The 15,890-nt window shown below is 33.2% G+C and carries 13 protein-coding genes; 5 read left to right on the top strand and 8 right to left on the bottom strand.

What is annotated here, in order from left to right; translation table 11 throughout:
* Positions 1-27 precede the first annotated feature (27 nt).
* On the bottom strand, positions 28-4,548 hold the full coding sequence (dnaE, locus tag ACFS5J_RS10670; protein ID WP_379812144.1) for a DNA polymerase III subunit alpha: 4,521 nt from the start codon (positions 4,546-4,548) through the stop codon (positions 28-30).
* A gap of 168 nt (positions 4,549-4,716) precedes the next feature.
* Complete coding sequence (locus ACFS5J_RS10665; protein WP_379812143.1) at positions 4,717-5,406, bottom strand: DUF6252 family protein; 690 nt, start codon at positions 5,404-5,406, stop codon at positions 4,717-4,719.
* 175 nt (positions 5,407-5,581) lie between these two features.
* Here ACFS5J_RS10665 and ACFS5J_RS10660 point away from each other — a divergent pair, with 175 nt between their 5' ends.
* The 3 genes from ACFS5J_RS10660 to ACFS5J_RS10650 are packed head-to-tail and all read left to right on the top strand — an operon-like array spanning position 5,582 to position 7,372.
* Positions 5,582-6,115 carry a 30S ribosomal protein S16 gene (locus ACFS5J_RS10660; RefSeq protein WP_379812142.1) on the top strand — a complete coding sequence of 178 codons (534 nt, stop codon included), beginning with the start codon at positions 5,582-5,584 and terminating at the stop codon, positions 6,113-6,115.
* Positions 6,116-6,134: 19 nt separating this feature from the next.
* Entirely contained in the window at positions 6,135-6,662 is a 528-nt protein-coding gene (rimM, locus tag ACFS5J_RS10655) for a ribosome maturation factor RimM (RefSeq protein WP_379812141.1), read from the top strand.
* Positions 6,663-6,667: 5 nt separating this feature from the next.
* Complete coding sequence (locus ACFS5J_RS10650; RefSeq protein ID WP_379812140.1) at positions 6,668-7,372, top strand: tRNA1(Val) (adenine(37)-N6)-methyltransferase; 705 nt, start codon at positions 6,668-6,670, stop codon at positions 7,370-7,372.
* Positions 7,373-7,398: 26 nt separating this feature from the next.
* Here the strand turns inward: ACFS5J_RS10650 and ACFS5J_RS10645 are convergent, their stop codons facing one another.
* Positions 7,399-7,926 (bottom strand): hypothetical protein, encoded by a 528-nt coding sequence (locus ACFS5J_RS10645; RefSeq protein ID WP_379812139.1) that lies wholly within the window; start codon positions 7,924-7,926, stop codon positions 7,399-7,401.
* Between the two features lie 145 nt (positions 7,927-8,071).
* Between ACFS5J_RS10645 and ACFS5J_RS10640 the strand changes: the two genes are divergently transcribed.
* The gene (locus ACFS5J_RS10640; RefSeq protein ID WP_379812138.1) at positions 8,072-9,250 is read left to right on the top strand and encodes an acyl-CoA dehydrogenase family protein; all 1,179 of its coding nucleotides are present in this window, start codon (positions 8,072-8,074) and stop codon (positions 9,248-9,250) included.
* Positions 9,251-9,372: 122 nt separating this feature from the next.
* Entirely contained in the window at positions 9,373-10,155 is a 783-nt protein-coding gene (locus tag ACFS5J_RS10635) for a DUF3050 domain-containing protein (RefSeq protein ID WP_379812137.1), read from the top strand.
* 5 nt (positions 10,156-10,160) lie between these two features.
* On the opposite strand, the gene ACFS5J_RS10630 is transcribed toward ACFS5J_RS10635, so the two are convergent.
* From ACFS5J_RS10630 to ACFS5J_RS10610, 5 genes are all read right to left on the bottom strand, one after another.
* Complete coding sequence (locus ACFS5J_RS10630) at positions 10,161-11,177, bottom strand: hypothetical protein (protein WP_379812136.1); 1,017 nt, start codon at positions 11,175-11,177, stop codon at positions 10,161-10,163.
* Complete coding sequence (locus tag ACFS5J_RS10625; protein ID WP_379812271.1) at positions 11,155-12,783, bottom strand: flavin monoamine oxidase family protein; 1,629 nt, start codon at positions 12,781-12,783, stop codon at positions 11,155-11,157. Before ACFS5J_RS10625 ends, ACFS5J_RS10630 begins: the two co-directional genes overlap by 23 nt.
* On the bottom strand, positions 12,761-14,275 hold the full coding sequence (locus tag ACFS5J_RS10620; protein WP_379812135.1) for a polyamine aminopropyltransferase: 1,515 nt from the start codon (positions 14,273-14,275) through the stop codon (positions 12,761-12,763). The genes ACFS5J_RS10625 and ACFS5J_RS10620 overlap by 23 nt, the downstream gene beginning before the upstream one ends.
* The gene (locus ACFS5J_RS10615) at positions 14,268-14,483 is read right to left on the bottom strand and encodes a DUF350 domain-containing protein (RefSeq protein WP_379812133.1); all 216 of its coding nucleotides are present in this window, start codon (positions 14,481-14,483) and stop codon (positions 14,268-14,270) included. The genes ACFS5J_RS10620 and ACFS5J_RS10615 overlap by 8 nt, the downstream gene beginning before the upstream one ends.
* Before the next feature lie 188 nt (positions 14,484-14,671).
* Entirely contained in the window at positions 14,672-15,805 is a 1,134-nt protein-coding gene (locus ACFS5J_RS10610; protein ID WP_379812132.1) for a DUF4178 domain-containing protein, read from the bottom strand.
* Positions 15,806-15,890: the final 85 nt, after the last annotated feature.

Raw genomic sequence — 15,890 nt, 5'->3', positions numbered from 1 at the left:
AGAAAACGATTTGTTAGCCAACTTACATTAATTCAATTTAAAGCTTATTTGTCGCATTTCAAGTTCTTGTAACAGCTCGTTTGAAATTTTAATTTTCATCTTACGACTAGGCATACTTAACTTCGTCACTACTTTTATCTCTTCAACTTCCGTAACGGTTGGCTCTATTACTACATTTTCAATTTCAGCATCCGCATCGGCTTCATCACTAACATCTATGGCTTCTTCTTCAATATTTTCGACTATCTGACGCTTTACTTTTTCCAATTCCATCACTTCAATCGTCAACGGGTTATCACCTTTTTCTCTTGTAAACAATTCGTAAAGACCATTAATCATATTTTCACTCAAATCAGCAATACTAAATTGTAAAATCAATTTTTTTGCATACGTTGTCAAAACATCTTGCAGCATTTTCACATCTACAAATTGCATTCTTGGGTCTCCCTTTTTACCTTCTGCATTGGTCCAGCCTTCTTTTACAATCAGTTTAATAAACGTAAAATTGTTTTGAATCAAGAAATGTCTAAACTTCAGGTATTCTTCACCAAAAATTCTGAACTCATAACTTTCATCATAGCCCTCAAGCGTAAACATCGCCCAACCTTTTCCATTCTTAGCCGTTCGGTGCTCCACTTTGGTAATGATTCCTCCGATACTAATATTTTTACCCACAAAAGCATTCAAATCTTTCAAAGGTTCCAATTTGGTATTACAGAAATATTTCATTTCGTATTTGTAATCATCAAGTGGGTGACCTGAAATGTAAATCCCTACTACTTCTTTTTCTTTGGCCAATTTCTCCATAGTACTCCACTCTTCACAAGGCGGAACCACTGGTTCTGGAATTTGAACATCTGAAGCATCACCAAACAAACTTACTTGCGAAGAATTTTCGTTTTCTTGAAATTTAGCCCCATATTTCATTGCTTTTTCCAAAAAGGTAATTCCATCCCCTTCTTCGTGAAAATATTGAGCACGATGCGTATCACCAAAACCATCAAAACCACCTGCCAATGCTAAATTCTCAAATGCTTTTTTGTTGGCAGCTCTTAAATCAATTCGTTTGGCTAAATCAAAAATCGACTTGTATTTTCCATCTTTTCTGTTTTCAACAATTGTATTTACAGCACCTTCCCCAACACCTTTAATTGCTCCCATACCGAAGCGGATGGCGTAATTTTCATTTACCGTAAATTTATAGTACGATTCATTCACATCCGGCCCCAATACATCCAATCCCATTCGTTTACATTCCTCCATAAAGAACGAAACTTGTTTGATATCGTTCATATTATTCGAAAGTACCGCCGCCATATATTCTGCAGGGTAATGCGCTTTCAAATAAGCTGTTTGATACGCTATCCAAGCATAACAGGTAGAGTGTGACTTGTTGAATGCGTAACTCGCAAAAGCTTCCCAGTCTTTCCAGATTTTCTCCAAAACTGTTGCATCATGGCCTTTTGCAGAAGCCTGTTCCACGAACTTAGGCTTCATTTTGTCCAGGACATCCTTTTGCTTTTTACCCATCGCCTTACGCAAAACGTCGGCTTCACCTTTTGTAAAATCAGCTAAAGACTGCGACAAAAGCATCACCTGCTCTTGGTAAACTGTAATTCCATATGTTTCCGCTAAATACTCTGCACAAGCTTCTAAATCGTATTTGATTTCTTCTTCACCGTTTTTTCTACGAACGAAAGAAGGAATGTACTCCAATGGTCCTGGACGATACAATGCGTTCATCGCAATTAAATCTCCAAAAACTGTTGGTTTTAAATCCTTCATGTATTTCTGCATTCCAGGTGACTCGTATTGGAAAATCCCAACTGTTTCACCTCTTTGAAACAACTCATACGTTTCCTTATCGTCAATTGGAAAAGTATCGGGATCAAGTTGAATTCCCGTTCTATACTTAACTAATTTAACAGTATCTTTAATAAGGGTTAAAGTCTTTAACCCCAAGAAGTCCATTTTTAATAATCCCGCACTTTCTGCAACCGAGTTATCAAACTGTGTTACATATAAATCGGAATCCTTTGCAGTGGTTACCGGAACGTAATTGGTAATATCTGATGGCGTAATGATAACTCCACAAGCATGAATACCCGTATTACGCATAGAACCTTCCAAAACTTTAGCTTGCTGGATGGTCTCCCCCGCTAAATCTTCAGAATTGGCAATTTCAATCAGCTCTTTTACTTTATCAAACTCTTCCGAACGCAATGCTTTTTTAACTTCACTCTCATCTTCTGCTAAGAAACGTGCTAAATTCCATTTAGAGGGCATCATTCCTGGTATCAACTTCGCAATTCTATCGGCCTCAAAAAGTGGCAAATCCAATACACGAGCCGTATCACGTATCGCCGATTTGGTAGCCATTTTACCATAAGTAATAATCTGCGCTACCTGATTAGCACCATATTTCTTAATTACATAATCCATTACACGACCACGACCTTCATCATCGAAGTCGATATCGATATCGGGCATGGATACACGATCTGGATTTAAGAAACGCTCAAAAAGTAAGTCGTATTTAATAGGGTCAATATTGGTTATTCCCAAACAATACGCAACCGCAGATCCCGCAGCGGAACCACGACCAGGCCCTACCGAAACGTCCATTTTTCTAGCTTCAGCAATGAAATCTTGTACAATTAAGAAATAACCTGGGTAACCTGAATTGGAAATTGTCAATAACTCAAAATCCAAACGTTCTTGAATATCGGGAGTAATTTCTCCATAACGTCTTTTAGCCCCTTCCATGGTCAAATGACGCAAATAAGCATTTTCGCCACGTACTCCACCATCTACTTCATCTTCTGGTACAATAAATTCTTGTGGAATATCATACTTTGGAAGTAATACATCACGATATAATGAATAGGTCTCAACCTTATCCACTATTTCTTGAATATTAATTATCGCTTCAGGCAAATCTGAAAAAAGCTTTTTCATTTCTTCTTCCGATTTGAAATAGTATTCCTGATTTGGCAATCCGTAACGATAACCACGTCCGCGACCTATAGGCGTTGCCTGCTTTTCACCATCCTTAACACACAATAAAATATCGTGCGCATTGGCATCTTCTTTATTTACGTAAAAAGTATTGTTAGTCGCAATTAATTTAACCTTATGTTTCTGTGCAAAAGCAATTAAGGTTTGGTTGACACGATTTTCATCTTCTTGATTATGACGCATCACTTCAAGATAAAAATCATCGCCAAACTGATCTTTCCACCAAATTAATGCTTCTTCGGCTTGGTTTTCACCAATATTTAAGATTTTACTCGGAATTTCTCCGTATAAATTCCCAGATAAAACCATTATATCTTCTTTGTACTTCTCAACAATCGTTTTATCGATACGTGGCACATAATAAAAACCATCGGTATACGCTATAGAAGCCATTTTGGCTAAATTGTGATACCCTTTTTTATTCTTTGCCAACAAAACCACTTGATAACCATTATCTTTTTTGGTCTTATCCAAATGATTGTCACAAATGTTAAACTCACAACCTACAATCGGCTTGATTTCTAAATCTGTTGGTTCTTCACCAGCCTCAATAGCCGCTTCGATTTTTGCTTTTGCTCCTTTGTTGTGATTCATTACAGCACTTACAAAATGGAAGGCTCCCATCATGTTTCCTGTATCGGTCATTGCCACAGCTGGCATTTTATTCTTAGCTGTAGCCGCAACTAAAGCATTAATTGCAATAGTTGATTGAAGAACTGAAAATTGCGTATGATTGTGCAGGTGTGCAAACTTTGCTTCTCTTAAATCGTTTTTATCCGATTCCGAAATGGTAGTTTGCGTATTTTCTTGTTCAATTTTTTGCAGCTGTTTCCTGATTTCATCGGAAGCCGCTTTTAAATTGATATGTTTTAACCCAATGAGTTGGATTTGTTGAGGATTATTCTCTTTAAAACGCGTAAAATAATCTGGCGTTACATCAAGCTCTTCTTTGGTAAAAACTTCACGCTTGATTAATTCTAGAAAACATCGCGTTGTCGCTTCAACGTCGGCTGTTGCATTATGAGCTTCAGCAAAAGGCTTATCAAACAAATATTGATGCAACTCTGTTAAAGTAGGCAACTTAAACTTCCCTCCTCTACCTCCAGGTAATTTTAACAAATTAGCTGTTACCTCGGTACAGGTATCTAAAATAGGCATCGAACTCATATCTGAACCAACATTCATTCTATGAAATTCACACCCCATAATATTGACGTCGAAACCAACATTTTGCCCGACAATGAATTTTGCTTTTGATAATGCGATGTTGAATTTCTCCAATACTTCAATCAAAGGCACACCTTGGGCTTGTGCTAGTTCGGTTGAAATTCCGTGAATTCTTTCAGCATCATAGGGAATGTTAAACCCTTCTGGATTTACTAAATAATCTTGATGCTCGACAAGGTTTCCCATTTCATCGTGCAATTGCCATGCAATTTGAATACATCTTGGCCAGTTATCGGTATCGGTTATCGGCGCCGACCAACTTCTTGGCAAACCTGTTGTTTCGGTATCAAAGATTAAATACATTTATCTAGAAATTAAATACATAGGCACAAACCTACAAGTTAAAGAGAATAAAGACAAAAGTACATTTTATGAAGTGTAAATTCAACATTAGTTATCAACAAGACATAAAAAAACCACTTCATACTGAAGTGGTTTTTTTGTTTATTCTTAAAAAATACTTTACTAATACTATTGTAATGGTGCTTTATAGAAAACGCCTTGAGAAAAAGTAACAACTTCTCCTAACTCATCAACAGCAGAAAATTTAAATGTTCCTGTATAAGTTCCGTTTTCAATTTTTTCGATTACAATTTCACCATTACTTTGTTGAACGTTTAATACTCTGATTGTAGCATTATTATCACCTCCTACAATTGTAACAATATCACCTGCTTTGTAACCATCACCTCTAGTAATAACATTTACATCTGTAATTGTACCAGCAGTACCTGTAACAGTAGCTACTTTTAAACCAGATCCTGAACCACCTGTTGTTAAAGCATTATTAGATTGAATATAGTTTGAACCTGGATTTACAACACCAGCAATTTTATAAACTGGACCTTCATAAATTGAAGTTTCATAATCGCCAGAATCACTATCCGTTCCAAACGAATAAGTTGCAAAGTCATCTGCATTAGTACTACCAAAGTAATAAGTTCCAGCATTTGCAGAAGATGTATTCAAGGTAATTTGCTCATAATTGGTTAAAGCCGTAATGGTAATCCCTCCGTTTTCATTAGGAGTTACTCTTACCGTTTTAGCACGCCAAACCTCTTCCCCGAATTGCGCTTGAAAAGCAGGCGTATTGGTTTTAATCTCTTCAGTACATGAAGACATCATAAGTACTACTGATAATAATGCAACTATTTTTTTCATTTTTTGTCTTTAATTTTTTCTTGTATGGAAACAAAAATAATTTTTTTAATCTAAAAAGCGATTAAAAATAAAAAAAATATTTCGCAACCCATATTTTATTGTAAGACAAACTTTTGTATATTTGCACCCTTAATTAACAGAGGTCGGGTACCTCAAAATTTAATCATTACAGATTATGCCAGTAAAAATTAGATTACAAAGACATGGTAAAAAAGGGAAACCTTTTTACTGGATCGTAGCAGCTGATGCTCGTTCAAAAAGAGATGGTAAATTCCTAGAAAAAATCGGAACTTACAATCCAAACACTAACCCTGCAACAATCGATCTTAACTTAGATGGAGCTGTTCAATGGTTACACAATGGTGCACAACCAACTGATACTGCAAGAGCTATCTTATCGTACAAAGGTGCTTTATTAAAACACCACTTAGATGGAGGTGTCCGTAAAGGTGCTTTAACTCAAGAGCAAGCTGACGCTAAATTAGCTACTTGGTTAGAAGAGAAAACTGGAAAAGTTGATGCTAAAAAAGATGGTTTAAGCAAAGCGCAAGCTTATGCTAGAGCTAAAGCTTTACAAGCTGAAAAAGAAGCAAACGAAAAACGTATTGCTGCACAAGCTGAAGCTGCTAAAGCGGCAGAAGCTACTGAAGAAGCTGCTACTGAAGAGGCACCAGCTACTGAAGAAAACAACGAAGAAACAGAAGCTTAATTATAAATTTTCGAAAGACATGCATAAAAAAGACTGTTTCTATTTAGGCAAAGTTTCGAAAAAATTTAGTTTCAAGGGTGAAGTGTTGATTTATCTTGACACAGATGAACCCGAATTGTATGAAAATATGGAATCAGTTTTTGTTGAACTTAACAAAAGTCTGGTTCCATTTTTTATTGAAAAAAGTCAACTTCATAAAGGTGACTTCTTAAGAGTTCGTTTTGAAGATTTTACATCAGAAGAAGATGCCGATCAAGTAGTGGGATGTGACGTTTACCTACCACTATCCATGTTGCCAAAGCTTGAAGGTAACAAATTTTACTATCACGAAATCATTGGTTTTGAAGTTGAAGACTTGCGTCTTGGCTCTATTGGAACCGTTGAAGGCGTAAACGATAGTAACGCACAACCGCTATTCGAAATCACAAACAACGGCACTCAAATTTTAGTACCCATGATTGATGATTTCATTGTAAAAGTAGACCGTGCAAACAAAAAACTTATCCTTGATACTCCTGAAGGATTGGTAGATTTATACTTAAGTTAATCACATTGTTTCAATTCAAACAATTTACCATAGCACAAGACCGCTGCGCCATGAAGGTAGGTACCGATGGTGTTTTATTAGGTGCCTGGACTCCATTAATCAATAACCCTTATTCTATTTTAGATATAGGAGCTGGAACTGGATTAATTGCTTTAATGTTAGCACAACGCAGTCATGCGGAGCAAATTGACGCATTGGAAATTGACGAAGATGCTTACGAGCAAGCTACCGATAATTTTGAAAATTCACCTTGGAACGATAGGCTCTTCTGTTTTCACGCTGGTTTAGACGAATTCATGGATGAACCTGAAGACGAATACGATCTTATTGTATCCAATCCTCCTTTTTATACTGACACTTACAAATCTGATAACACGCAACGCGACATGGCACGTTTTGAAGACGCACTGCCTTTTGAAGATTTGGTAGAAGCTGCTGATTTATTACTTTCAGAAAATGGTGTTTTTGCAGTTATCATCCCTTTTAAAGAAGAAGAAAGATTTGTGCAATTAGCAAATGATTTTGAATTATATCCTTTAAAAATTACTCGTGTAAAAGGAACCCCTACCAGTGAAATAAAAAGAAGTTTATTGGCTTTTACCAGAATTCAACAATCTCCTTTGGTTGACGAAATCGTTATTGAAACTGCTCGTCATCAATACACCCCAGAATATACAGCACTTACAAAAGACTTTTTCTTAAAGCTATAAAAAAACCAGGCAAGCCTGGTTTAAAACTATCTGATATCTAAAATTTTTTTTAACTCATCGTCTGTATCCCTAAGAAGTGATTTTGCTCTTCTCACTTTATATTCAGCTTCATCTATTTTTCTTTCCGCTCTTAAAATTCGCTCTAAACCTTCATTATCCAAATCGCCTCTTTTTCTCTCTTTATCAAGCTGCTTACGCAAATCTCTTAATCGCAACTCATTATCATCTAGTTCTTTCATTTTCCCTTTAAGTTTTTCTCTCGATTCTTCAGCTCGTCTTTGACCAAACTCTTTACCTGATAAATTCCCCTTATCTTTTCCATATGCATTTCCCTTTCCTTCATTGTCATTCTTTTTCATTTCATGCTTAAAATCATCGTGCTTTTTATCTGCTTTATCATGATGATCATTCACATCCTTATCAATCTTTTTTATTTCTTTCTCAACATTATCAATCTGCTTTCCAGCACTTTTCCCCTTCTGAGCAAAAACACCATTTGAAAAAACTAACACTCCAAATAGCAGCAACACACTTAAAAATTTATTACTTTTCATAACCTAATAAGTTTAATTTATCCTAAATATAATAATTTCTTTGTGACAAAACAAAAAAACGAATCATTCTTAAATCAATTTATCACACCTGGTAATTGATTTGTTAAAAATCTTTACTTACTTTTGTGTACCAAAATTATACAAAATGAAACCTGATTTATTTCAAGCTCCAGATTATTATCAACTTGATGACTTATTGTCAGAAGAACATAAACTAGTACGTGATGCTGCCCGTGCATGGGTAAAAAAAGAAGTATCCCCTATTATAGAAGAATATGCACAACGTGCGGAATTCCCAAAACAAATTGTAAAAGGCTTAGGCGAAATCGGTGGATTTGGACCATATATTCCTGTTGAATATGGCGGTGCTGGATTGGACCAAATTTCGTATGGTTTAATCATGCAAGAAATTGAACGCGGTGATTCAGGTGTACGTTCCACATCATCTGTTCAATCCTCTTTGGTAATGTATCCAATTTGGAAATACGGTAACGAAGAACAACGTATGAAATATCTGCCAAAATTAGCTACTGGTGAGTTCATTGGTTGTTTTGGGTTAACTGAACCAGACTTTGGATCAAATCCTGGCGGAATGGTTACCAATTTCAAAGACATGGGCGACCACTACCTATTAAATGGTGCTAAAATGTGGATTTCGAATGCTCCATTTGCAGATATTGCAGTAGTATGGGCAAAAAACGAAGAAGGCCGCATACACGGTTTAATTGTAGAACGTGGAATGAAAGGCTTTTCGACTCCTGAAACACACAATAAATGGTCATTGCGTGCTTCTGCAACTGGTGAACTTATTTTTGATAACGTAAAAGTTCCCAAAGAAAATTTATTACCTAATAAATCTGGATTAGGCGCACCACTAGGCTGTTTGGATTCTGCTCGTTATGGAATCGCTTGGGGAGCAATTGGAGCAGCAATGGATTGCTATGATACTGCATTACGTTATGCTAAAGAAAGAATCCAATTTGACAAACCAATTGGTGCGACTCAGTTACAACAAAAGAAATTGGCCGAAATGATTACCGAGATCACTAAAGCACAATTATTGACTTGGAGACTGGGTGTACTTCGAAATGAAGGAAGAGCAACTACTGCACAAATTTCTATGGCAAAACGTAATAACGTAGAAATGGCTATTAATATCGCACGTGAAGCACGTCAAATTTTAGGCGGAATGGGTATTACAGGAGAATATTCAATCATGAGACATATGATGAACTTAGAATCAGTGATCACTTATGAAGGAACACATGACATTCATCTTTTAATCACAGGAATGGATGTAACTGGTTTTCCTGCTTTTAAATAATTCAACTATAGATAAAATTGATACAAAATGCTTCGTATATTCGCGAAGCATTTTTACTTTTGGAATAGTATTTGCAAAACCACTATTATAAGTATTTCGTAAGTACTAAAAAACAAATTGCCATGAATACTACTGTAATTAATCAAAAAATACAACCTTACAAGGATCAATTATTACAACATCCTTTATACAATGACATTAAAAACATTGAAGATTTACATTGTTTTCTAGAAAACCATGTCTTTGCTGTATGGGATTTTATGTCATTGCTTAAAGCTTTACAAAATAAACTTACGTGTACTACTACACCGTGGATACCTATTGGCAATCCCGAAATAAGATATCTAATTAATGAGATTGTTCTAGCAGAAGAAACAGATATTGATCAAGAAGGACATCGTAAAAGCCACTATGAATTATACCTAGATGCCATGCAAGCTTGCGGCGCAGATACAAGCTATGTAACTACTTTTCTAACCGATGTAGAAGCTACAAAGAACATTTTTGTTTCCATCAAAAAAAGTGAATTACATCCAAAAGTAAAAGCCTTCCTTGACTTTACCTTTAGAGTTGTTGAAGAGGGACAACCACATCAAATTGCTGCTGCATTCACTTTTGGTAGAGAAGATTTAATTCCAGATATGTTTACTTCAATACTTAAAGAATTTCAAAACAATTTCCCAAATAATGATTTGTCAAAATTGATTTATTATTTTGAAAGACACATAGAATTAGATGCGGACGAGCATGGTCCGATGGCAATGAAAATGATTGAAGAACTTTGCGGAAACGATGATAAAAAATGGCAGGAAACTGAAGACATCTCAATTCTGGCTCTTGAAAAAAGAATAGAACTTTGGGACGCAATTCAAGAGCAAATTGCTCATAAAAAGGAGTTCGTTTAATGAGTTTAGTGATTATTTTTCCAAATAAAGCCATCTAACAAATAATGAGTAAATTGCGGAACTGTTAACAGAGGAACTACCAAAAACTGCCATTCTATTGTAATCAATTTAGAATTAAAGTTTTCTTTCCAAATTAATATTTCCCATAAAAACTCCTCAAAAAAAGCAATTACTGTAACTATAAAAAGGAAAAAGAAAATCCCTTTTAAATTCTTAAAATGGAACAAAATTCCTAATTCTTGATTAGACTTCATATTAATTTCTTTTAAGTAGATTAAGGCAATATAAGGTATACCATGAGATACAACATTCAAAAGTGTAAAAACTAAGTCATTATTATAATAAACAATACCCAAAAACCATGACAACAAAGTACCAATTATAATTAAGTTTTTGGGTATATTAAAATAGTCCGTTTTAAAATAGCAGTATAAAGTCCTAAAAACATAATAAAGAACTATTAAGACATACACTAATGTTATAATTTGTATTAAAAACCCACTTTCATATCTATAGAATTCATTTTCTACAAACCAGTTGTATTCTCTAGGTGAAGAAAAAAACCAGTATAGCATCGGGTAAATTGTAGCAGCGTAAATTATTAAAGCATCTGAATACCTATTTATTTTTGTTTTATCTTCTCTTCGGGCATATAATCTCAGAAATCCATATTGCTGTCTAATAAAATGAAAAACGGCAATATAAGCCAATACTGACCAGAAAACATTGCTACCTAATCCATATAAAATTAATCCAACTAGGAAACAAAATACAGGTAATCCAACATATAGCTTTTTATTGTTTAAAAACTCAGATTTTACAAAATATGTTTTAAATAACGTAGAATAAACGTGGGCAACATCAATAAAAACAATCAGAAAAAGCCAAGTATAAAAAGAATATTTATCTTGAATTTGTAACAACCATTCATGAAAAAAAATAACTATCCCCAAAACAAAAAATGTAGGAAAAAGTATAAACCAAAAATCCGTTTTGCCTTTATGAATCCAAGGTTGTCTCATTTACAATTTCATTAACTATATTAATTCCTTGATGAAAAGCTTCTTCAAATATTGAAATACCTGCTAAGTCACTATGAGCAAAGAAAACTTTGTTTTCAATATTCTTCGAAACTTCTTTAATAACGTTCCCTTTTATAAAATTTGGAACTGGACTAATCATCCCGTGACCAATTCTATGAATTTCGATATCAAGAATATATTTCTCTATTCCAGGATGAGCTATTTCTAAATCTGATAAGACCAACATTTTCCAATAATCTACAGGTCTTTTCAACAACTCACTCCTTTTAGTACTTATATCATTAGAACTGAAACTATAATAATAAGTAATTACCTTTTTTTCTATTATTTGTTCTAAATTTTGATGTTGATTGTACACATATCCTAATCCTTTTCCTTTATATATTACATTATCCCACGACAGTGGGAAGCTTCCATTATCAGGGATTTCAGACAATGTTAATGAAGCAGTGAACCAAGGAGCGTATTGAAATGAATACACTAATTCTTTTCTATTTGGAATCAAGTATTTGGTTATATATTGAGGTGTAGCAACAATTACTTTTTCCGCTGAAATAGTAATAGATTCATTTGATTTAGTATCAAAAACCAAGACTTCCACCCCTTCTGAATCCGTTTTCACTTCATAAACCAAATGTCCGCTTAAAACATTGCCCTCTACATATGACTTTAAATGTTTCACTAATCTACCATTCCCTTCCGGCCAAGTTAAAACAGTATTTCCATAGTTTATATTTTCATGTTTCCTAGATGCAAAATAATGTATTCCTGCCCAAGCAGAAACAAATTCCACTCCTAAACCAAAATCATCTCTACAACAATAATTAACGTATTCAAAAACTTCCTCGGAATCAAACTTGTTTTCTAACATCCATATTTTCATAGTTTTTGAATCGAGATAGTCTAAAGTAGAATCCTTTGAACAAAAAGACATTGGTATATCAAAAAAATATTTGCCATCTCCTCCTTTTTTTTCTCTAAACTCTGACATCTTCTTTAGAAATGTGTCTATCTGATCATCTACTTCTTTCAAATTTCCGTATCTCGGTATCAAATCGGTTTGCCATGAATTACGAATAAACAATCGTTCATTCGGATCAAAACATAATTGTGCTTCATCAAAAACAGGTAAATTATTTTTGTAACCTACAATAATTTTAGATTCTTCTAAAAAGCTTAAAAGTTCTTTATCTCTAATGTTTGGCAATGGAAGATAATGAGCAGCTAATGGAAATTTAGAATATCTATTTTCTCCATTTGCTGAGTTTCCTCCTAATTTGTTTTCTAACTCTAGAACTAAAAATTCATCTATATTACTCTTCTTAAATTGTCTTGCTGCCGAAAGACCAGAAATACCAGCCCCAATTATTAAATATGGTATTTTGATTTCTTTAGTTGGCTTTGGAAAATTCTTTAACCATAATCGATGTCCCAGAATATGATTTGTCCCTGTTAATTTTAAACCTAATTCTAATACTTTGTTTCTACAAGAATTTAGTAAATTTGGAACTACTGCTGCTATTGCAAAAGCAGTTATTTTTTTTACAAAACTTCTTCTTGAATTATAATTTTCCCCACTCTTCATCAAAATATCGCACTAAAATTTGATTGTCTAATCTATTCACTTCAATATCTTTTGCTATCATATCCTTAGTAAATTGATTTAAACTCTGAAAATCGTAATTATAAAACCTAAGGTTATCTACCTTCCTATTTACCGAATTAAAATTAAAATTTGGGTTATTTGAAGCAATTGTATATCCCCACTCTCCAAAAGAAGGTACATAAACGTGGTAAGCATCGGTATTATTAAACGAAGTTTTTACTGTTTTGTTTATACACCAGAAAGATTTTGGAGCAAAATATGGAGAAGTGGTTTGAATAACCACAACAGCATTAGGAGCCAAAATTTTTGAAAGCGATTGATAAAAATTTATTGAATATAATTTTCCTAAACTATAATTTGATGGATCTGGAAAATCTATAATAACAACGTTATATTTCTTTTGTGATTGTTTTACCCAAAGAAAAGCATCATAATTAATAACAGCAACTTTTTCTGCTTCAAATGAATTGTTATTTAAAGCTTTCAAAACAGGGTTAGTTTGAAACAACTTGGTCATCCCTTCATCTAAATCAACTAAAGTAATATTTTTAACCTCATCATACTTCAAAATTTCTCTTACTGCTAATCCATCCCCTCCACCTAAAACTAAAACTTCATCAACATAATTTGCACTGGACATAGCCGGATGTACTAAGGCTTCATGATAACGATATTCGTCTGCAGAACTAAATTGTAAATTATTATTTAAATATAATTTATAATCATTTTTGAAATGGGTTAAAACAATACGTTGGTATGAAGTTGTTTTTGTAAATACAATATTTTCACCGTATAACTTTTCCTCAGAAAAAGAGAGTATTTTATCTGAAAAAACAAAAAAACCTAATAAAACTAAAAACGAAATTATTGCCTTAACTTTTAAAAAGTATACTCTTTTTATCTCATTTGCAAGAATAAAGCATAATGCAATAGCAACACTAAGATTTATCATCCCAAAAAACAATGAAGTTCTAATAATTCCTAATTGCGGGATAAAAACTAAAGGAAAAAGTACTGACGCAAGTAAAGCTCCTATGTAATCGAAAGTAAAAACATTAGAAACCAAATCACTAAACTTAACTTTATCTTTTAAAATATTCATCAACAGAGGAATTTCCAAACCAACTAAGCATCCAGTAATAAAAATTAAAAAATAAAGAATAAACTGAAAATAGGCTACTTTTTCGAAAAGCATAAATAGAATAACAGAGCTTAGCCCTCCAATAATACCGACTATTATTTCAATTTCAATAAAAGTATTAAGCTTATTCTTTTTTATAAATTTCGCTAAGTAAGAGCCAATTCCCATAGAGAATAAATATACTCCTATGATGAACGAAAATTGTTTTACAGAGTCACCTAAAAGATAACTAGCTAATGTACCGGCAATTAATTCATAAATTAAACCACAGGTTGCAATAATAAAAACTGCAAATAGTAATAGGTATTCAAACCTAAAAAATTTACCCATGAATTGCTGCACTTATAATAAGAGAAATTCCAATAATCAATGCAGCAAAAACAATAGCTAATGCTATATTTTTATTTTGTACAATCTCCTTCCAAGTGTTTTCAGGAGTTAACTTCTCTATTACGTAGTAACTTACAATTAAAACGACAACTCCAATAACCGAAAAAATTAACGCATTTGCAATTCCTTTTAATGCTATATATTCCATATGTATATTATTTATGATAAAATCTATTTACTGTTCTGATTCCTGAGCTCCTTGTATTGTACTTTTCTGTAGTTTCACAATCACAAAATCTACTCCCTGTGAAAGAATAAACTATGAAAAGCACATAAACAAAAAGTCCAAATACTAAAGCCCATTTATTATCTTTTATAAATTGTTTTGCACTATTACTATTCATAAGGTATAAAATTACTATTCTCCCATCTTCTTTGCTCAAAGTTTTTCTTTAAAAAAAATACTATTGCAAAAATTGATGCAAGAATTATTAAACTCCACATAAAATTCCAAGCAGAAGACTCATTCCAAACGACTCTAATTTTCATCTCTTTGTTACTAAAATCAGTATCTTGTTTCATTGGAGTTATCACTAAATGATATTTTCCTTGTGCAATACCGCAAAAATTAAATGTTTTACTTGTACTACCTTCAGACCAACTTTCACCATCCGTATAACCATGATAATACTCAATATCCTTTTGAGTAAACTCTTCATCATTAGTAGCTTCATTCACCAAAGAAACTTGAACATTGGCCCATGAATTATCAACATTTGAGTTTGCTAAAATTTTTAATGGGGCTGGACTACCATTTAATTCAAATGAAGGAGAAATGTAATCTTTGTTTTTAAATTCATCGAAATTTAATGACGTGTATAACACATTTTGTACGGTTCTATTCTGATTTTGAAAAATATATGTACCTAAAATTAAAAGTCCCGCTGTTAGGAATATAATAAGTGTATAATAAATATTAAATAAAAATGGCTGTATTAAACCTACTCCTGATTTAGTGGGAGTTATATTTAAATTGAAAGCTTTCTTAATTTCTTTTGATGATACGTGACGACCGAAATAAGTTGTTTCTTCATTATTAATTTTTTCAATTGAAACAATAAAAGGTGGGTTAATATACTCTATTACTTTAACTGGTTTATTTGGTACTTCAAACTCATAGAAACCATAAACCAAGTCAATGAAAGAATCTGTATATTCATAAAGATAATATGACATATCTCTATGTGATATTTTTCTATATTTTCGAGTCGTATTATAGGATTCATTAACTTCTTCTAACAAAATCCAATGACCATCAGATTCTGATAAATACTTAATTTTACCCGTTTTAGACATCAATGTATACTCTCTCCAATAATAAATAGCATGAGCCTTTTTTACTATTAAGCCAACAATTTCATAAGTTTCACCTTCAATTACTCCTTTTGTACCTATTTTTAAAAGTATATCTTTGGGAACATAGTTATTCTTTTTTAAGAATGTGAATTCTGAATTACAATACCTAAACAAATTATTACAATTTGAGCATCCGAAACTTTTGACTTCAAAATCCGACTCAATAGTAGTTTTATGTTTACATTTTGGGCAAGTTAGC

Source organism: Flavobacterium chuncheonense (assembly GCF_042686145.1).
GTDB lineage: Bacteria > Bacteroidota > Bacteroidia > Flavobacteriales > Flavobacteriaceae > Flavobacterium > Flavobacterium chuncheonense.
The sequence above is the reverse complement of the archived record's forward strand: the minus strand, read 5'-3'. Positions and strand labels throughout refer to the sequence as shown.